Genomic DNA, 19,442 nt, shown 5'->3' with positions numbered 1-19,442 from the left:
ATGAAGCAGTTTTTCAAAAATCTGCAGTCCCTCCATATTAAACTTGTCATCATCTATGTGCTTTTGATCATCATCGGCATGCAGATCATCGGACTGTACTTCACCAACACGCTCGAGAAGGAACTGATCGGCAATTTCCAGGAAAACATCGAAACGCAGGTGAGTCTCATTGACACGAGAATCAACGAGCTGCATAGGGAATATGGAGACGATAGTACCCAGTTCCAGGAAGAGGTGCAGACCTTGCTTGCCGATTACGGCAACCGCTCGGAAATAGAGGAGATCAGATATGTCAATTCGGATAATGTCCTTATCGCAACAAGCCGGATCTCAAATGAACTGAGTGTCGGTACAAGGATCGATGCGCCCCTGACTGAGGAATCCATCACCACCGGTACACGCAACGAGGAAATCTACGTCAACGTGGACCAGGACAACCAGCGCGTTTGGCTGTTGAATCAGCCAGTCATCCAGGAAGGCCAGATACTGGGGCGATATATACCTCGTCCAATATAGAGGAAGTATACAAACAGCTGCAGGCCATCAACAATACATTCATCATCGCCACAATGATCTCCCTCATCATCACGAGCATCCTTGGCATCTTCATCGCGCGCACAATCACCCGTCCGATTACGGATATGCGCAATCAGGCGCTCCTCATGTCAGAAGGGGACTATACATCGCGTGTAAAGATATACAGCAGTGATGAAATCGGTGAATTGGCAGGTTCATTCAACATGTTATCGAAACGTGTTCAAGAAGCCCAGGCCAATACGGAAAGTGAGAAAAAGCGCCTGGACTCTGTCATTACTCATATGTCCGACGGCATCATCGCTACGGACCGGCGGGGCCGCATACGCGTCGTCAATGAGATGGCGCTCGATATGATCGGGGAGACAGCGGAAAATACGCGTGGAGAGGATATGCTTGCTGTATTGAAACTGGACGATGAAATGATGCTTGAAGAGATCCAGGAGATGGATGAGAGTCAGCTCCTCTTCTTCAATCATGATGATGAAGAGACGACCATCCGTGTGAATTTCTCGACCATCGTCAAGGATACAGGATTCATCAACGGTTACATCGCTGTGCTCCATGACGTTACGGAGCAGGAGCGTGTGGATACTGAGCGGCGTGAATTCGTAGCAAATGTCTCCCACGAGCTCAGGACGCCGCTTACATCCATGCGGAGCTATATAGAAGCCCTACAGGACGGCGCTTGGCAAAATGAAACGCTCGCCCCCAATTCCTTGGTGTGACCCGTGAAGAGACAGACCGTATGATCCGTCTGGTCGAAGATCTACTGCAACTTTCCAGAATGGATAATGAAGCAGAAGAGCTGTCCAAGGAAATTGTAGATTTCAATCTGTTTCTAAACCGCATCATCGACCGCTTCGAAATGACCCATAAGGATGAAGTCGAATTCGTGCGCGATATCCCGGATACCGCCGTCTTTACAGAGATTGCGGTGGATAAGATGGGTCAGGTACTCGATAACGTCATATCGAATGCCATCAAGTATTCAAGCAAGGAAAACAAGAAAGTCGAGTTTCATGTGAAACAGAACCGTCTGTACAACCGTCTGACCGTGCGGATAAAAGACAACGGACTGGGTATACCCGCAAGCAAAGTGGATCGTATATTCGAGAGGTTCTACCGGGTCGATAAAGGCCGTGCCCGAAAAATGGGCGGGACAGGACTCGGGTTAGCCATATCAAAAGAAATCGTCGAAGCGCATGATGGTAGGATATGGGCAAACAGCGTGGAGAACCATGGTACAACAATCTTCATCAACCTGCCGTGTGAAACGCTGGAGGAGGCGGATTGGGATGAATAGGGAAAGACTCAAATCCACAATCCTATTCCTTCTCGTCATCAGCAGTGCCATCCTCACCTATATGGTCTGGAGCTACCAGCCCGAATTTTCGCAAGTCGATACATCGATCGAGTCGACCTCCAACATCGGTCAGGGGGAATCACTGGAATTCGGTAGCGTCATGCGGGCCTATCAATTGATATGGGTCGACGGCAATACAGTGAAAGGTACGATTAAAGAAGATGCGGTTGTCGGCGTACGGGAGTTTCTGAAGGATACAGAAATTGAGAATATTGATATATACAATAATATAAATCGCCTGACGCCTGATGTTAAGGAAGACGGGGATGAAGAATTCCTGATTGTGGACTACCCATCCGAGATGCCATCCAAATCACTTTTCCAAGTGCTTGGGTTCTCCTACGAAGGTGCCCTACCCGACTACAGTTTTGATCGGATTATAGTAGACATTGCTTCTCCAAAAGTCACTTTCTATATGTTGAATGAAGCATTGGAACAAGTAGCCGTCGCCGAGACGGACATCGATAGCAGCTACCTGTTGTCGATCGTGGAGGAATATGAAGATTCCTTCGAAGATTACGTTGGCATCATCACTAATCAGAAAACCTCAAACAATAAGACTGCCATCTATGGGCCGGAGCTCCGGGTGCTGTATCCATTGAGCATTTTCTGATGACTCAGATCGGCATCGATACGATGAATGATATCCTCTTCATGGGCGATGAAATCGAAGTTAATAAAAACGATGATGTATATGTCTATGAAGGGACCCATAACTTATCGACATATAATCCCGAAACCTATAATTTCGTCTACACAAACCTTGATGAGTCGCTGTCATCGAATAGAAATCCGCATCAGACCATCCAAAGAAGCTTCGATTTCCTCAATTCGCATGGTGGCTTAGAAGCTGAACATATGCTTTTCGATTATGAAGCGGATGGCAACGAATCGACTTATCGCTACACCTTAAACGGATATGCGGTGTTCAGTGATGAAATATCAAGTGTCGTTACGACCAAATACGGTAATAATGCGCTTTTTGAATATCAACGTCCCCTACTCAATATCAGTGCAGAAGTACCGAATGATGAAATGAAGTCCCTCGCAAGGCTGGAAGATGTCCGTTATCAGATTGCATTGAATGAAGATCTGGATCTTCAGAAAGTATCGAAAATCACGATCGGTTATGATATGCAGTTTTCAGATGTGCAGACTGAACTCAATCTGCTGCACTTCACACCGCAATGGTATGTAAAATACAACGATGAATGGATGCGGTTCAACGAAGGAGGCCTCCACTGATGGATTGGAAGCTGACGAAATCCCTCTATATCCTGGTCTTCCTCCTGATCAACATCGGCCTTATCATGATGTACTACAACAAGCAGCAGGAAGATATCCATAAGATAGAAAACCGGCCCAATATCCTTGAAGAGACGAATATAGATCTATCACAGCTGCCCGAGCATGAGCCGCGCAAGTTGAATATACTGTCTGCAGTCAAGGCGACTTTTATAGACTCTGAAGAGGTAGAAGCTGAAATAGTTGAAACGACGAATGAAGGCTATGTTTTGAAAAACGATTTTGAAGCCGGAGAAAATGCACCGGATATGACACGTGAGGATTTGGAAAACCATAAGGCCGAAGAAGTTTACAGAGGTTCGGAATATGAGTATGATGATGTAATGAGTGATGAAGGCTATATGCTGTTCAATCAGCATTATGAAGAATTGCCCATCTTCAACAATGAAGCGGCAAGACTGCTTTACAGAGGGGATGGCCAGCAGGCGATGGAGTATGAACAGGGCTACCTGAAAAACATCAGTGAGAATGAATATACTTCGCCAGTCGCTGCCCGCGATCCCGAGAAAGTCGTCGCGAGTCTGTATACTGACGAGCGGATTTCCGGAGAAGCGGAGATTGAAGATGCCCGACTCGGATACTACATCATCTTAAATGATGGTGATCAAGTGCTTCTCAGGCCGAAATGGAGATTGAATATCAACGACCAGGGTGTCGATAAGACAGTATATGTTGATGCCATCAGCGAAACAGAAGATATTATTGAAAGAGAGTGAACAGAATGAAAATGAGCGTGTTAGCCAGTGGCTCCACGGGAAACAGTACGTATCTCGAAACAGAACAAGGCAGCCTGCTCATAGATGTGGGACTTTCGTGCAAGCGGACGGAGGAAGCATTGAATTCACTAGGTACCTCCCTCAAGAATGTTGATGCCATACTTATTACGCACGAGCACAGTGACCATATCAAGGGTCTGAAAGTCATTTCCAAAAAATATGGCATTCCGGTATATGCAAATGAGAAGACGTGGCAGCGCATCGAGTCCAAAGATATTCAGGTCGCGAGTGACAGGAAGTTCCACTTCAATCCACTGGAGGAGAAGGAACTCCTTGGGATGGATGTCCAATCATTCAATGTGTCCCACGATGCAATCGATCCACAATTCTATACATTTATGCAGAATGATAAAAAACTTTCAATCATCACCGATACAGGCTATGTCTCGGATCAGATGAAAGGCATTATAAAAGACAGTGACTGTTTCGTCTTTGAAAGCAACCATGATGTAGATATGCTCCGGATGTGCAGATATCCATGGATGACCAAGCAACGCATACTTTCCGATGTCGGACACGTCTCCAATGAAGATGCAGCGCATGCGATGCACGACGTTATAACAGACCGCACCAAGCGCATATATCTGAGTCATCTGAGTCTTGATAATAACATGAAAGAACTTGCTAAAATGAGTGTCGAACAGATATTGAACCATTACGACATCGATACGGATAATGATATAACGATAAGCAATACCGATAAAGCAATACCGACAAAGATCTACCAAATATAAAGTTATACACACAATTATGAAAAAAGGTGTGCATAACCTATGATTATTGTGGATACTTTATAATAATTGTGGATAATTAAACAGTCAGTTGTGTAAAACTGGCTGTTTTATTTATATTTATAGTAATTTAATGATTATAATCTCTTTTTATGTATAATAATTAATGAATTCATGTGGATATGTGGGAAAGTTGTGTATAAACATGTGTATTATCCATGAATCGTTAAAACCTGTTAATAGATATGCACATGTGGATAGACTAAGTACAACAGCATAGCCATCAGAAAGGAGACGCAAATTGAAAATTACGCTAATTACAGTTGGGAAGTTAAAAGAGAAGTATTGGCGCCATGCAGTCGAAGAATACAGTAAGCGCATAAGCGGCTACGCCAAACTCGAACTGATCGAGATCCAAGATGAAAAAGAACCAAACAATGCAAGCGATAAAGATATAGAAATCATAAAAGACAAAGAAGCGCAAAAAATCCTGAGTAAAATCAAAGAAAATCAGCATGTCGTCACGCTGGAAATCCAAGGTAAGACTTATACCAGTGAAAATTTGGCGAAAGAATACCAAAGGTGGATGAACACCGGTAAAAGCGACGTCGTCTTCATCATAGGCGGCAGCAACGGAATCGGCAAAGCAGTTCAAAAACGTTCCGACCAGGAGATCAGTTTCGGTTCCCTCACCTACCCGCATCAAATGATGAAGGTGATGTTGCTTGAGCAGATATTCCGGGTGAATAAGATTATTAGGAATGAAGCATATCATCGTTGATGCGGTTTTCTAAGATTTGAGTGCGATATTTTTAAACATATCATCGTTGATAATTATCTTCATTCACATTTGAAGTAAAGTAATATGAAGAAAAAACTTTATTAAAGTTTTTTCAGATAAACTAAGAATCGGATTGATTAATTTTTATCCATCGTGAACTACTTCAACCTAATGAAATAGTATACTAGTAAGGATAGATTATTTAAGAATTATCAAAAGGAGTTATAAAATGAAATCATCAATTCAATCTTTTAATGATATTTTAAAAATTATTAACAAATCTACTGGCGAGGTTCAAAGAGGTAGAGAGGCAATAACCTAATTTAAGGTAGGAGGGGTATTTTGTATAAGGATCGCATATTTGAATTATCATTTATAGTAGTATGCAAAGGTATTCAAGATATTTTAGAACAACATGCTAAAGCATCATCAATATTCCTTAATGGTTACATGGATTATCCATTACTCAGTTACCGGAAAAATGGTTTTCCATCAATTTCTAGATCCACATTTGGCCCAAAAGAGCCAATTAATTATGGTTATTATTTAATGGAGAATAGAAGTTTTGACAAAGATAAAATTGATGTAACTAAATATAAAGAATATAAGGAGTTAGAATCTCTTCTATTAAAATGTGATAAGTTTTTAAAGGTATATAGACCACCTAACCAGGATTCATTGGGAGTTTTAAATCTAAGTGTGTTATTTAAAATTCATGATTTAATCAATAAAAATATACTGGAATATGGAGAGGGAAATAATCTTACAGAAACTCAATTTTTAAAATACTACAAGCCTTTGGAAAATAGAATTTTTTTAGAGGAGTTAGATGTAGTTATTTATATTCCTATTCTATTCACAAAGTTTGATATAGATGATTACATTTTAAATGACCAGATGTCTATAACTAGAATGTCAGATGTGTTTCAAAAATCTAGAGCTAACATTACTTCTTATTCTGAAAGTGTACCTGATTCTGTGCTTATGTCAGCAACACATGCTTTAAAAATTGAGGGGTTTAGTGTACCTAACTATAATTATTGGTTAGAAAATCCTTTACGTATAATCGAGAATTATCCATTAGACTTAATCAATTCCTTTTTTGATATTCTAAGAGTTAATGATATATTCACAGGTTATGCCCAAGTTATTTCAAAACCGATTGAATGGGCAGAGAAATACGAGGCAGATTTCTTAGATCTCAAAGGAGGTGTTAAAAGAGTTTACCCTGTTCAATTTAATGACTATTACTGGAATAAAGAGTCTTATCCAGCAGTGAATGAATCTCAACTTAATAAATTTAAGCGTGAACTAAATCAAATTATTGATAATCCTAATAAAAAAATCCAATTAGCGTTTTCAAGATTAGAGAATAGCCTATATCGACATAATGAGGGTGATAGAATTATTGATATAGCTATTGGCCTAGAATCGTTGCTGAGTGATGATGAAAAGTCAGAGTTGACACACAAACTAGCTTTAAGATGTGCCTTTTTACTACAAAAATCTCCTTTGGAAGAAAGTAAATTAGATATTTTTAAAAATATGAAAGCCATATATGCTTATCGTTCAGCAGTAGTTCATGGCAGTAATCAAAAAAAATTAGATAAAAAAAAGCATATACAAGATTCAAAAGGAGAAAAGTGGCTAGTAATTGACTTAGCGGAAAAATATTTAAAAGAATGCATAAAGGTATTATTGAAACAGCCTGAATTTTTAGAAGCAAAGAATATAGATGAAAAACTAATACTCACTTAGCCTATATGATCTACTATTTATGAGGTTTTTATATCTAAGATTTGATGTTTAAGAGAATAAAAAGCGTATCCAAAGGGATACGCTTGAGCTAAATGACATTATATAAATATATCTGCTGATTACTTTGAAATTTGATCTACATGTTGTCACTAGAAAAAAATAGAATCTCTGATTCATCATTCATGAAGATATAACCAACTATTTCGTCAATGTCGTCAAAACTCTTTTCTTCATATGGGCTGCCTAGTCCATATGAAGAAACGTTATCTTTTGTAATAGTAAGAACAGCTGGTCGTCCATAAACTCTAAGTTGAAAGAAACGTTTATATTCATTCACTTCTAAGGCTTCAGAAGGATTATAAACGGAGAATGCCATGGAAGTAGTTTTAGTATTTTGCGCTATTTTCAAGTTTCTGAAATCATTAGAGAATTTAGAGAAGAAATTTTTTGTAAGCATATTACACCAACTTTTATAATTTTTTATAAACTAGGGAACATGACTAAATCAGGTATTGAAGTGACTTGTTTTCCACTTAGACCAACAACGTTCCCACCTTTTTCCATAAGTCCAGTGAAAATTGCTTTACCAAATACTAAAGAATCATCTGAATCGATTTTAAAAGCAATATTATGTTGAGCTTGGATTATTGCTGTATTTATCCAAATTAGAATTCCAGGAGCGATAGGAATAACCGCATGATCTTCAAAATCAGTGACATCAATATAATCCAGTACATCTTCTACGGTTTTGTTATTAAAAGGAAGAAGTTTCGGTACTTCGTTAGGAATAACATAGTATGCAGTACTCATGGCAAGATACCTCCAAAATTTAGAATATTTAAATTATAACGTTAAATATAAAAAATGGATTTTCATAGTAGAATAATTTTATTATTAGTCGAATATTTATTTCGATAAATAACCGCATTATGAAGTGATACGCTGAAAATTATCATAAATAGTACTTAAAGCATATCTCTAACTGTGAACTCACTTTAAAAAAATGGTATAATTACAGTATATGGAGGCAATTTTATGTTGACTATCGAATCAGAAACTAACAAGCAAGGCGCAGATAATTTGACGTTGGAAGGTATGGAAGTTTCTAAGAAATAACAAAAATTGATACTTGAAGCGATTAATTCCAACAAGAAAATCACTAATGAATTAATTCGCAAAATCGCTTCAAAATAATGAAGTGCGACACACATAATCAGGACGACTATTTACTATAATCAAACCTATTAAGTGCAGAAAGAAGAGACGAATTAGAGTAGCTCAAAATAGTTGCTTTTTATATATCATTTTTAAAATTAAAGAATGATGAATTTGATTTCTAATTGCCACTCTCCCCTGCTTCCATACAGGAACTTCATCGGCTTTTATTTAAAAACATCTATAATTTCGCAGGGAGGATAAGAGATGTCAGTCTGATGAAAGCGCAAACTAGATTTTGTGAACCTGTTTATATAGAAGATCAACTTAAATGTGTGCAATTTAAATTAGAAAGCTGGGGGAGAAGTACTGAAATGATTTTAAGGGGACTGACTCAGAAAAATTACATATATTAAATCAAGTAGAAGGTATGATTATAAAGAATAGGTGGCTTAGGTAATTGGATAATAAAAGGATAGAAAAGAAAGCAGTCAAAGCAGTGGAGAACTTATTTTTGGATAGATCAATTAAAATTGACCCTAACTTAGCAACGGACGATACGGGAATATCTTTTGATGGCAATGCAATAATTTTTTCAGAAGAAGAAATTACTAAAGCGTCTTATCTAAGTAGTATTCCTGTACAGGTAAAAGGAAAATTAGTAGATGAATTCTCTAATAAAACTGCTAAATTTTATAAATTTGAGAAGAATACTTTTAAAAACTTTCTATATGAAGATGGTGTTGTGGTCTTCCTTGCAGAAATACTTAAATCAAATCCAAAAGAGAAAAAAATATTCTTCACTTTCTTAGATGCTGAGTTTTTAGAAACTATATTGAAGGAACTGTGTGATAAGGACAAGAACAGGAAAGCCATCGAATTGGATGCGGTGACAGATAATCTTGATTTAGATAAAGAATTTCGAGAGATTGCTATCCAGCGAAAAGTATATGGTTTTAAGGATGCTAAGATCGATGGATTCCTAAAGAATAAATCTACTGCATTATTTTCCAATGATTATGAGAAGGATATAGTTGAAAAAGCTTCAAAACATGCTGAACAATATGAGTATAAGAATCTTGATTCACAATATAATATAAAACTTAAAAAGGATATGCAGGAATTGTTATCACAAAATCTCATCTTGGATGGTTTTAATCTTGCAAGAGTGTACGGTGAAATTGAAAGGTTGAACTTGTTAAGTGTTTTACCGGAGAGTAATCTAAAACTGGCAATTTTAATTAAAGCAAGGTACAAAGCAATGATTAAGGATTTTGAGTCAGCAAGATCTGCTCTTGAAGAAGGCAGAAACTATCCAAGTGAACTACAAAAAGAACACGATAAGATATTAATTGAAGCAAATTATGATAATAAGGATATAGAAATACTTATAGCTAATAGTGTTTTAAACGGTAACGAAAAATCAAAATATATGGCTAATTATCTTCTTGAAAATAATGATTTAACTCATTTTTATGAAATTTTATCTGAAAACTCATTTGATGACGAATGGCAGTACTTACATGGACAGTCTTTATTACTTCTACAAAATTATGAAGATGGTATTGAAGTATTATCTAAATTGCATCAAAGACATCCCATGGTATCTATCCAATACGAGATAATACATACACGTTTTTCCCATATTGAAAATAACTTGTTATTTAATTTTCAAGAACAAACAGAATCGGATAATAATGAATTGCTCATACTCTTAGACGATATTGAAGTAATACGTCAGCAAGTGGCTAAGATAGAAAATATTGAAATGCCTATTTTGGAAAAATTGCATTTTGAATTGAAGCTGTTATTAAATCCAAAAGAGGGTTTGGAAAAAATAGAAGATTTGATAAATAGCGAAGGAAATGAATATGATGTTCAATATCTAATTGAGTGGAAAATTAAGGTTTTATATTTACTTAATGAGAATGACAAAGTATTGAATTTCATAAATGAATTGCTTGAAACTCAGATGAATCATAATGTAATACGTTTCAAAATACTAACTTTTACTAAGCAACTAGCATATAAAGATTCTATTGAATATATTAGTGAACTTTTTGAAACATTAAAATTTGGCGATAGTAAATACTTACTTAATTTCCTTTTGAGTTCATACTTGATTGCTATAACCAATCATAAACCCGTGGACGTTAAATCTTTTGATTCAATTATCACTGACTTGATAAAAAAATACACAATAGATTTGCCACTTTTATTCCTGATAGAAAATACTAGAAAAGATATAAGAAGTGATGAGTACGGTAAATCATTTAGTTTAATTAGAGAAAATTTCTCACATTATCCCGATTCAAGAAAAATCCAAACAGCTCAAGACTTTTTGTATCGTAATAACGAATTAAATTTCGCTAAAAAATTATATCCAAGTATTGCAGCAGTAAATCAGGAAAAAGCGGATGAAATATTAGCAGTTTTATATTTAATGAATAACATGAATGAAGAAGCGTTTAACACTATAAATCAATATGGTGACTCTGAACTTACGGAATCAATGGCAATTATTAAAGCTGAAATTCTTAATAATTTAGAACAATTTAGTGCTACTGTACAGTTATACAAAAATAAAAAGTTATCAAACCCTGAATTTTTGAATCAAATCTTGATAGCAAAAATTCATATTGATGATGGTGAAGATATAAAGGCTATTACTGAAAATACCTTGGAATCTACCAATATTAACTTCGAAATAAACGCTGCTATTTCTTTAGTACATTTTGGAATCGATTTGCCTCGGGGGATCCAGTTAATAGAGAAGCATATCCTTAGTGAGAGATTTAATAATAGTGAATTAAATCATATTTTAATTGGATTGAATTTTTCTAATATAAAAAAGTTCGAAAATAATAATTCTATAGATTTATACAATAATATTCATTTGAAGTGGTATAAATTCAAAAGAGATGACTCTATAAGAGAATTTGTTTTGATACCTGAAAAATGGGAGATTGAAAATTACGGGAATCTTGAGTTCTACAAAACAAGCTCTGATTTCAAATTGCTTGTACAAGGTATATCTATTGGAGATTCTGTTGATTTTGATAGCAAGAAATATTCTTTAATAGAGGAAAAACCGCTATTTATTTTTATTTTCCACGAGATTCTAAAAAGGGAAAGTGGAGCAATTGGAAGTGATAAATTCCTTACATCAATTAATATCGATCCTGAAAATGATGGATTAGGCAACCTAGTTGAAGTTATGAAGACATTTGATAATTCTGATAAGTTTAAACAAGTACAAGAACATTATGAACAATTTCATTTTCCATCTATTTATGGCTTAATAATTCCTAAAGATGACATCTTGGAATTTTATTTAGAGCTTTTCCATGATGTAAGTACAAAATACTACATTGGCTCAGAAGAGGAATTTAATCTAAATTCTAACTACTTAATTAGTGTGTCATCCATGACCTTTCTAGCAAGTTTGAATTTGCTTGATATTCTTAAGGAGTATCCAAATGTATTGTTGGAGAAAACTCAAAAAATATGGTTAGAGAGCAAGTTTACTAAAGAACTTGAAAGTACTAGAGCTGGAAGATTGAATTTAGGAAACGAAGGCAACTTGATCTTGAATAAAAAGACTAAAAATCAAGAAAAAGAATTGAAAGAAATATATCGTAAAATGACTTTAGCTTCAAGATTTTTAAAATCTATAGATGTAGACTTTATTGATGAAAAGTTAAAAGAACTAATCAAATTTGATGCATCTAGTGCTCAGGTGGCAATTGATGAAAAAATGATACTACTATACGAAGATGAAGCAATCCAGAAAATATTGGGAAGTGAGTTCGATATACAAATAAGTAGTGTAGGAGTATTGATAAGTCATTACTTCTTAGAGAGTGAGGAAGATATAGATGCTTTCCTTAATATATTAATTAGAGTAATTGAACTTAAAAGTGCTTGGTTATTACAAAGAAGCACAATTGAAAGAATGCATACGTTAGTTATAGTTTCTCGAGACTTGGCAATAGTGGAGAAATTCAATAGTTGGATGAAATCATACGCAGAATATTTTAATATCTCATAAAACTAAGAGTTTGCTGTATTTTATGCAAGCTGGGACTATGACAGAAAGCCCATATAGTCTTCGTGGTGAAGAATTTTTGGGGAACTTAAAATTGAAATTAAAAAAGAAGTGCACTTGCTCAATTCAGGTGACTCCCTAACATTGAACAGGCAGATTCTTAAAAATTGGGAAATCCCTCATCATGAAATAACGGAAGTATTATGGGTGATCTACAGAGAGAAGAAGTCGTGGTAATAACCGCATCGTAAAACGATACGCCGAGAGTTATCATAAGTAGTGTGTTAGAAATAATCTAAGAATCTTTAAGTGGAAATGCTGCTTATATTTCAATGGACTTTATGTTTCAGGATCTTTCGACAGAGAGTAGATTATGTACGTATATACTTCATAATAAAACAACAAATAAAGTAAGTGTAACCGTCAAGTAGAACTCAACACTTTACCCCAAATAAGGTTCAACAGTTTATCCCAATTAGGACTCAACACTCTTTTCTTCAAATAACGCTCTTCTGTATTTCATTCTGATACTGTCTTGATTCTCATCAAAGGTAATGATTTCACTTCGATGAAGGAGGCGATCTAAGATCGCCGTGGTCAATGTCGTCTCTCCCAAAAATTTTCCCCATTCGTTAGGCCCCTTATTCGATGTTAAGATGAACGCTGTTTTGTCATACATATCATAGATAAACTGAAAAAACAGTTGGGCATCCTGCGGTTCATAAGCCATATACATGATGTCATCGATAATAATTAAATCTGAAGATTCCATACGTTTATATCTGGTTTTTGACTTACTGAGATATTCTCGTGTTTTAAGGATATAGACCAGATGATCCATCGGTATAAACGATACCTGGTAGCCTTGATTGACAGCGTGAATACCGAGACCGGTGGAAAGATGGGTCTTACCTACGCCAGGCGGTCCCATCATAATTAATGTAAAATGGTCTTCAATCCAGGATAGCTCCTTTAATACATTCAGTTGCTTGTCCCCAATCGCTGATTGTTCAGACAGTTTAAATTGCTCTAATGTTAAGTGTTGCGGAAACTCTGCCCATTTCATTAATTTAATCCGGTTCTTTTCTTCCCGACAGTCCAGTTCATGCCCGAGGATCTGATCCATCAATTCATAGTAGGTCCAATTCTGTGACTCTGCCATCCGAAGCATATTCGGCAGCTCTTTTGCGGTTTCTGCCAACCGGAGGGTGCGACATTTCTGTTGTAAGTCATCATAAGTGTTCGTCATTTCATTGACCGCCCTGAAGGACTTTTAAATAGATATCCGGTTGACGCGCGGGGGCAGTCATATCTTTGTACTTCTCATTAATGACGGGCTGCTTAGCCCTGTGTTTACCGTGTTGAATGTCCAATGAAATCGCAATATCTCTGAGATCATTCGCACTGGTCAATCTCAACCGGTTTAATTCTTTCACCGCATCATTAATATGTTGTGGGTATTGCTTGGCGGACTGGAGTACAATTTTCAATTGATCAATCGTATGTCTCGGATAATGTGTATGCAAGGTCCGAATCAATCCGTCGGCCAGTTCTGGATCATCCAAAACTTTAAACACTTGTGCGACCAGTTGGTCTCTTTTCGTTTGAGACCGATGTCGATGACCAGGGTCTGTAATCACCTGACCTTTAATGTCAGACACTGTATGTACCGCAATCGAATCACCCGTTGGATGAAGCGAAATACTCAATTTTCCATCTGTGACAGAGACATACGCAATGTTTTCATTTCCACTTTGATACGTCCCGAGAGGCACACTATATCGGTTGCCTTCAAAGCGAATGACATTGTCTTTATGAATCGTTCTTGTTATATTAATAGATGAAATGTTGTCAAAATGATATTTCCCAGAGACCGTTTGAAGATGCTGCTTTTCGAGGGCGTGCACTTCAAAGGGTCTTTTCTTTATATTGTGATGGACTTTATAATTCCCCGTTCTTTTTAGCCACTTCAAAGCGTCCTGCTGCCATGTATTCAAGTTGTCGAAGATGCGATGTTTGGCAAAATTGTTTTTTACATATTTAATCACTTGTTCGATTTTACCCTTTGATTCCGGATCACTTTTTCGACAGAGTTCGACTTTAAACCGTCTAAATTGATGGTATTTCGTAAATGATTCGGTCAGGATTAAATCGCCCGCATTCTCACTCACCGCCAGTAAACGGTCCTAATCATAGACAATCTCCTCAGTCATCCCGCCAAAATAATGAAATGCATTTTCCTGTATTCTAATTAAATCACTGGTCCGAAACGGTCGGTCTAACCATTCCACATACTTAAACCGGGAATGCGATAAGATGAATCCGGTGACATACAATTTCTGTCGCCCGCCTGACGATGTGTCCACGATAATCTCTCCAAAATCGACTTGTATTTGCTGACCGGGTGGAAGCTCATCCACCGCACCGTATATTCGATTCGCTGCCACTTTCGGGATGTGATAGTGTTCCCTTAAGTGATTGACGTAGTTTCGGACTGTATTTTCAGCCAAGGATTGAATATCAAATTTATCTTGCAGCCAATCGTATATTTGCGCACTGGTCACATCTGGATGTTCTTTTAACCATGTGAGTATTTCACTTCTGTAAGGATCCAGTTTTTTCGTTCTGTTTTGTAAGGATGCCATAAAGTCAGCGAATGCATCGGGTGTCATATTCAAATAATCAATGACTCTATTTCTTGATATGTTTAATTTCTTTGCGATTTTACTATTTGAAAACCCCATATTTTTTAATCGGTGTATCTCTTGATAAATCATCCATTTTTCCACTCCATGTTCTCTCCCTTTCAATATACTCTGTCTCAGTATACCGAAAAGTGATTTCTAGTTTGTAAACTGTTGTGTCTTGTTTGGAGAGAGCTGTTGAGTCTTAATTGTAGAAAACTGTTGAGTCTAGTTTAGCAGTTACAGGCATATTTCAAGAGATTAAATACTGTCTTTATTATTTTCGTAAATTTCAAGTTTAAGTTAGCCACCTTGAGATATTCCTAATCCAGAGATTGTGAAAGTACTATGGTGGTGAGTGTGTTCCTCTCCCCCGAGGGGGAGAGGAGATTTTACACTAAGCGCTTTGAGCGGGTTGTGTCTGTTTGAATGCTTTGGCGAAACACTCGTGCGGGGTCTGATAGTCCAGGATTTTCCTTGGAAAATCGTTCATCCATCGCTGAATGCGTTGAATCTGTCGGTCACTGATTTCAGAGATCGGTTGCCCTTTCGGGATGAACCGGCGGATGAGCTTATGCTGGTTCTCGCTCGTGCCCCGTTCATATGAAGCAAACGGCCGGGCGAAATACACATCTGTCACTGCTTTTAGCGTGTCATACAGTTCGCTGAACTCCGAACCATTATCCGACGTGATGGTCTGAAACAATGATGGCATATGCGCGCCGGCACGGGAGTTCAATGCGTCCATGGCCTGTGTGACGGGCTGGGCAGCTTTACCATCGATTTTCAGGATGACTTCAAACCGTGTCTGTCGTTCGGCGAGTGTCAGCAGTACCGCATCATGCTTATGTTTGGCACCGATGACTGTGTCGATTTCCCAGTGGCCGAATGTCTCTCGGGTATTCACTGCTTCAGGGCGTTCGGAGATGGATGGTCCCATTTTCCGTTTGTGATCCGGTGCTTTGCGATGTTTTGATTTTGTATTGCGATGCAGCTTCTCAGTCAAGTCCATGTTTTTGGTGCGCATGATCTGACGGTCAATCCAGTTATACAGTGTCGTCGTACATGGAATAAGCGAGACTGGAAAGAGATCGCGTTGTTTCGCTGCACCGATGACCGCATCCGGGGACCAGTGATGATCCAGCATCTGAGTGTCTGCCCAATCCACAAAGGCATCCGACAAGCTCCATTTTGGTTGTCGTCCACAATGTTTGCGGTTTTGAATATAAGCGTCGTGGGCATGGTCAGGGTCATACACGGTATAATAGTAGTCGTACGTTTTGCCGTTCTGTTTCTGCCAGCGTATTTGTTGCACAGTGCCTCTGTTAATTTCGTTATTGATGGTTTGCGGTGCACGGCCCAATCGGTCTGCGATTTGACGATTGGAGTATTTCTCTCTCTTTAATATTGCGATTTGTGCCCGCTCATCTGTCACCAGGTGTTTTCCTTTGATGGGTTCAGTGGTATCATGAAGTTGCGTCATGTGATTTCATTCCTTTATTGAGAGTTGTGGTTAACTTCAATATAACATGAAATTCACATGGCGTTTTTTGTATCAAAGGTGGCTAAGTTCATTATAAAATCCGCCTCTTTATTATTTTTAACAGTGGGCAATTGTAGAAACTTATCAAAAAAAGACAAGACTTTGTTAATAGGCAACATCGCAATATACTGATAAGTCTAGTAAAAACCGCATCATAGACTGATACGCTGAGAGTTATCATAAGTAGTGTGTTAGAAATAATCTAAGAATCTTTAAGTGGAAATGCTGCTTATATTTCAATGGACTTTATGTTTCAGGATCTTTCGACAGAGAGTAGATTATGTACGTATATACTTCATAATAAAACAACAAATAAAGTAAGTCACCAGAGTTCAGTTTGGATTAAGTATGGGGATGATTGGAAGTTATTTTTCCTTCAAGGTACAAGTACAAGCAGATAAAAATTTATAATACGCTCGGCATAATCACCAGTGAACTGTTTATGTCGAGGAAAGTTTTAAGTAGAGAAGCAATCGAATTAAACTCAAAAAGGAAATTGGAATTAAAATTATAAGATGCTAGTATTTTTGTTTTTTTAATCATTTAAAACTATAATGATACGAATGAATATATAGTTTAGAACAGTTAATAGTAATACATATCACTTTCATTTACAAAAACCAGAATAAAGAATGATATTAAAGAAATTAGATGAGCCTGATAAAAATATGGAATATAATAATGATATGAAAGTTGAGATATAAAGAAAAGTGTACTACAGCTTTAGCTCCAGTACACTATTTATGAGAACAGAAAATATTTATAGACTATTTGCCATAAGCTCTGCTTGATCAACGATATTATCAACTGCTATCTTCTGAAGATCCGGTGAATAGCCATACTTCTTGATTAATCTTCTCATCTTCACCCTCATTTTAGCTTGAGTACTTTCTCGCTTATGCTAATCAACACTTATTTGTTTAATTGAATAAAAAGTTATCGTATATAAATTAAACATATGATTCTGTTAGTTCTAAAAATTCTTCAATATCTTTATGCACTGAATTCAGCGCTTCCTGCCAAAGTCTGGTTTTCTTAGGTCAACATTTAAGTGCTTTTCAGCAAGGTCTTCTGTAGTCATGCTTGCAGTATCACGAAGAAGTGCAATATAGTCATCTTCAAGTAACGTTTCGTCTTCTAAGAAACGATTGTATATACCTAAGCTGAAAAAGTATCCAAATGTGTATGGGAAATTATAGAAAGGTACACCTGTAATATGGAAATGTAGCTTTGTTGCCCAGAACATTGGATGGTATGAACGCAGTTCATCTTGATAGGCTTCTTTTTGTGCGTCTTCCATCAGTTCCTGCAGTCTGTTGCTGTCTACAGTTCCTTGTTGACGTTCATCATATAAATTGCGTTCAAAGATATAACGTGCATGGATATTCATCATAAAAGTCGCACTTCTAGCAATTTTTTCATCTAGTAAGTTGATTTTTTCTGCATCTGACGTTGCATTTTCAATTGTTGCATTTGACACAACAAGTTCTGCAAATGTAGAAGCTGTCTCTGCAACGTTCATTGCGTAACGTTGGTTGAATAGTGGTAAATCACGTAAGACATAACTATGGAATGCGTGTCCGAGTTCATGTGCGAGTGTTGACACGTTGCTTGTGCTACCAGCAAAAGTCATAAAAATACGTGACTGTTTAGATTCAGGAAGATTTGAACAGTATCCACCTGGGCGTTTTCCTGCGCGATCTTCCGCTTCAATCCACTGCTCTTCAAAAGCTCGACGTGCCATCTCTGCCATTTTTGGACTGAATGATTTAAAGTTATCGATAATAAATCTTGCTGCTTCATTATACGTATATCGCTTGCTCGTATAATCTCCCACATCAACACTTGCTGAAACATCGAGCCATCCTAATCGATCAACACCAATGAGTTGTGCCTTTCGTTCAAAGTATTTTTTGAAAGGTGTTTTATTTTTTGTAATAGTATCCCACATCGTATCGAGAGTTTCTTCCTCCATACGGTTGTAGTCTAGTGGTACTTTCATATAATCTTTATAGTCGTGAAGTTCATAGTCGTTTAAGCGGAATCCTGATAAATGATTTAGCGTTGTAGAGAATAAATCAGCTTTTTCCTTCCATGTTTCTTCCCAAGTTTTTAAAAGTTTTTCACGATGTTTTGGATTTTGTTCTGACTTCATCTTGTTTTCAAATTGACCCGCTGAATAATAAACGGTTTCATCATCTTCAGTTACTGGAATTTGAATAGAAGCGACGAGTTGATTGTACATATTATTCCAGCCCTGTAAGCCATCTAGTGATAAATGATTGATGATTGTTTCTTCTTGAGTTGACAGTAAATCTTTTTCTTTTTGTCGTATTTCTTCTAACGGGAAACGCATTGGTTTAAAGAAATCTTCCTCTAACAGCTTGCTAAATTGATCTTCAGTCAGTGCACTGATCTTTTTATTTAAAATAATATTCTGTGACAAGAGATCTTTACGTAAGTTCGCAACCGCATTTAAATTCTGCAGTGCTTTTTGATCGGTAACATCTGCAGATACTAAACCATTCGCAAAACTCCCCATCTCACTAAGCGCGTTTGAAATTTTTTCATAGTTTTGTAAGATTCTTTTCAGTGACGTAAAATCATTTGAATGTTCGTCCAGCTCCCAATTATCGAGTTCGTGTGAAAAAGCTGTAATACTATCTCTTACTTCTGATAATCGTTTTTGGAAAGCTTCAGATCCACTTCCACCAGGAAATATACTCTCCATATCCCATTTTTCTTTGTAGTTCATCAATTA

14 protein-coding genes and 2 pseudogenes are annotated in these 19,442 nt (G+C 37.1%); 8 read left to right on the top strand and 8 right to left on the bottom strand.

The genetic code is table 11. The features are described 5' to 3' along the window. From walK to ACYF68_RS01310, 7 genes and pseudogenes are all read left to right on the top strand, one after another. Window positions 1-1,840: pseudogene (gene walK, locus ACYF68_RS01340) on the top strand (cell wall metabolism sensor histidine kinase WalK). Beyond that, window positions 1,833-2,513, top strand: a complete 681-nt coding sequence (gene yycH, locus ACYF68_RS01335; protein ID WP_461045156.1) for a two-component system activity regulator YycH — start codon at window positions 1,833-1,835, stop codon at window positions 2,511-2,513. Before walK ends, yycH (ACYF68_RS01335) begins: the two are co-directional and overlap by 8 nt. After that, complete coding sequence (yycH, locus tag ACYF68_RS01330; protein ID WP_461045155.1) at window positions 2,513-3,145, top strand: two-component system activity regulator YycH; 633 nt, start codon at window positions 2,513-2,515, stop codon at window positions 3,143-3,145. Before yycH (ACYF68_RS01335) ends, yycH (ACYF68_RS01330) begins: the two co-directional genes overlap by 1 nt. Continuing rightward, complete coding sequence (gene yycI / locus ACYF68_RS01325) at window positions 3,145-3,921, top strand: two-component system regulatory protein YycI (protein ID WP_461045153.1); 777 nt, start codon at window positions 3,145-3,147, stop codon at window positions 3,919-3,921. Before yycH (ACYF68_RS01330) ends, yycI begins: the two co-directional genes overlap by 1 nt. Then, the gene (locus ACYF68_RS01320; RefSeq protein ID WP_380569636.1) at window positions 3,918-4,715 is read left to right on the top strand and encodes an MBL fold metallo-hydrolase; all 798 of its coding nucleotides are present in this window, start codon (window positions 3,918-3,920) and stop codon (window positions 4,713-4,715) included. Before yycI ends, ACYF68_RS01320 begins: the two co-directional genes overlap by 4 nt. Before the next feature lie 298 nt (window positions 4,716-5,013). Further along, on the top strand, window positions 5,014-5,493 hold the full coding sequence (gene rlmH / locus ACYF68_RS01315; RefSeq protein ID WP_461045152.1) for a 23S rRNA (pseudouridine(1915)-N(3))-methyltransferase RlmH: 480 nt from the start codon (window positions 5,014-5,016) through the stop codon (window positions 5,491-5,493). A gap of 342 nt (window positions 5,494-5,835) precedes the next feature. Beyond that, window positions 5,836-7,251, top strand: coding sequence for a hypothetical protein (locus tag ACYF68_RS01310; protein ID WP_461045151.1), 1,416 nt, complete (start codon window positions 5,836-5,838; stop codon window positions 7,249-7,251). Window positions 7,252-7,387: 136 nt separating this feature from the next. Here ACYF68_RS01310 and ACYF68_RS01305 read toward each other — a convergent pair whose 3' ends face one another. Then, a complete protein-coding gene (locus tag ACYF68_RS01305; protein ID WP_461045150.1) occupies window positions 7,388-7,708 on the bottom strand; it encodes a hypothetical protein in 321 nt (106 codons plus the stop codon). Window positions 7,709-7,731: 23 nt separating this feature from the next. After that, on the bottom strand, window positions 7,732-8,061 hold the full coding sequence (locus tag ACYF68_RS01300) for a hypothetical protein (RefSeq protein WP_461045149.1): 330 nt from the start codon (window positions 8,059-8,061) through the stop codon (window positions 7,732-7,734). 805 nt (window positions 8,062-8,866) lie between these two features. Here ACYF68_RS01300 and ACYF68_RS01295 point away from each other — a divergent pair. Continuing rightward, on the top strand, window positions 8,867-12,457 hold the full coding sequence (locus tag ACYF68_RS01295; protein WP_461045148.1) for a hypothetical protein: 3,591 nt from the start codon (window positions 8,867-8,869) through the stop codon (window positions 12,455-12,457). 472 nt (window positions 12,458-12,929) lie between these two features. Here the strand turns inward: ACYF68_RS01295 and istB are convergent, their stop codons facing one another. The 6 genes and pseudogenes from istB to ACYF68_RS01265 all read right to left on the bottom strand — a co-directional run bounded on the left by istB (window position 12,930) and on the right by ACYF68_RS01265 (window position 19,436). Continuing rightward, the gene (gene istB / locus ACYF68_RS01290; RefSeq protein ID WP_461045147.1) at window positions 12,930-13,703 is read right to left on the bottom strand and encodes an IS21-like element helper ATPase IstB; all 774 of its coding nucleotides are present in this window, start codon (window positions 13,701-13,703) and stop codon (window positions 12,930-12,932) included. Window position 13,704: 1 nt separating this feature from the next. Then, window positions 13,705-14,625, bottom strand: coding sequence for a transposase (locus tag ACYF68_RS01285; RefSeq protein ID WP_461045146.1), 921 nt, complete (start codon window positions 14,623-14,625; stop codon window positions 13,705-13,707). Between the two features lie 15 nt (window positions 14,626-14,640). Further along, a complete protein-coding gene (locus ACYF68_RS01280) occupies window positions 14,641-15,243 on the bottom strand; it encodes a transposase (protein WP_461045145.1) in 603 nt (200 codons plus the stop codon). A 292-nt stretch (window positions 15,244-15,535) separates the two neighbouring features. Beyond that, window positions 15,536-16,621 (bottom strand): IS30 family transposase, encoded by a 1,086-nt coding sequence (locus ACYF68_RS01275; RefSeq protein ID WP_461045144.1) that lies wholly within the window; start codon window positions 16,619-16,621, stop codon window positions 15,536-15,538. A gap of 820 nt (window positions 16,622-17,441) precedes the next feature. Continuing rightward, window positions 17,442-17,579 (bottom strand): annotated as a pseudogene (locus tag ACYF68_RS01270) (type I restriction enzyme endonuclease domain-containing protein); the annotation flags it as partial. A 108-nt stretch (window positions 17,580-17,687) separates the two neighbouring features. After that, the gene (locus ACYF68_RS01265) at window positions 17,688-19,436 is read right to left on the bottom strand and encodes a M3 family oligoendopeptidase (protein WP_461045143.1); all 1,749 of its coding nucleotides are present in this window, start codon (window positions 19,434-19,436) and stop codon (window positions 17,688-17,690) included. Window positions 19,437-19,442: the final 6 nt, after the last annotated feature.

It is taken from the genome of Salinicoccus sp. CNSTN-B1 (assembly GCF_054792835.1).
The sequence above is the reverse complement of the archived record's forward strand: the minus strand, read 5'-3'. Positions and strand labels throughout refer to the sequence as shown.

Bases quoted from the DNA above. Each gene is read 5' to 3' on its own strand.
- yycH (WP_461045156.1), top strand. From the start codon at position 1,833: ATGAATAGGGAAAGACTCAAATCCACAATCCTATTCCTTCTCGTCATC.
- yycH (WP_461045155.1), top strand. From the start codon at position 2,513: ATGACTCAGATCGGCATCGATACGATGAATGATATCCTCTTCATGGGC.
- yycI (WP_461045153.1), top strand. From the start codon at position 3,145: ATGGATTGGAAGCTGACGAAATCCCTCTATATCCTGGTCTTCCTCCTG.
- ACYF68_RS01305 (WP_461045150.1), bottom strand. From the start codon at position 7,708: ATGCTTACAAAAAATTTCTTCTCTAAATTCTCTAATGATTTCAGAAAC.
- ACYF68_RS01300 (WP_461045149.1), bottom strand. From the start codon at position 8,061: ATGAGTACTGCATACTATGTTATTCCTAACGAAGTACCGAAACTTCTT.
- istB (WP_461045147.1), bottom strand. From the start codon at position 13,703: ATGACGAACACTTATGATGACTTACAACAGAAATGTCGCACCCTCCGG.
- ACYF68_RS01275 (WP_461045144.1), bottom strand. From the start codon at position 16,621: ATGACGCAACTTCATGATACCACTGAACCCATCAAAGGAAAACACCTG.
- ACYF68_RS01265 (WP_461045143.1), bottom strand. From the start codon at position 19,436: ATGAACTACAAAGAAAAATGGGATATGGAGAGTATATTTCCTGGTGGA.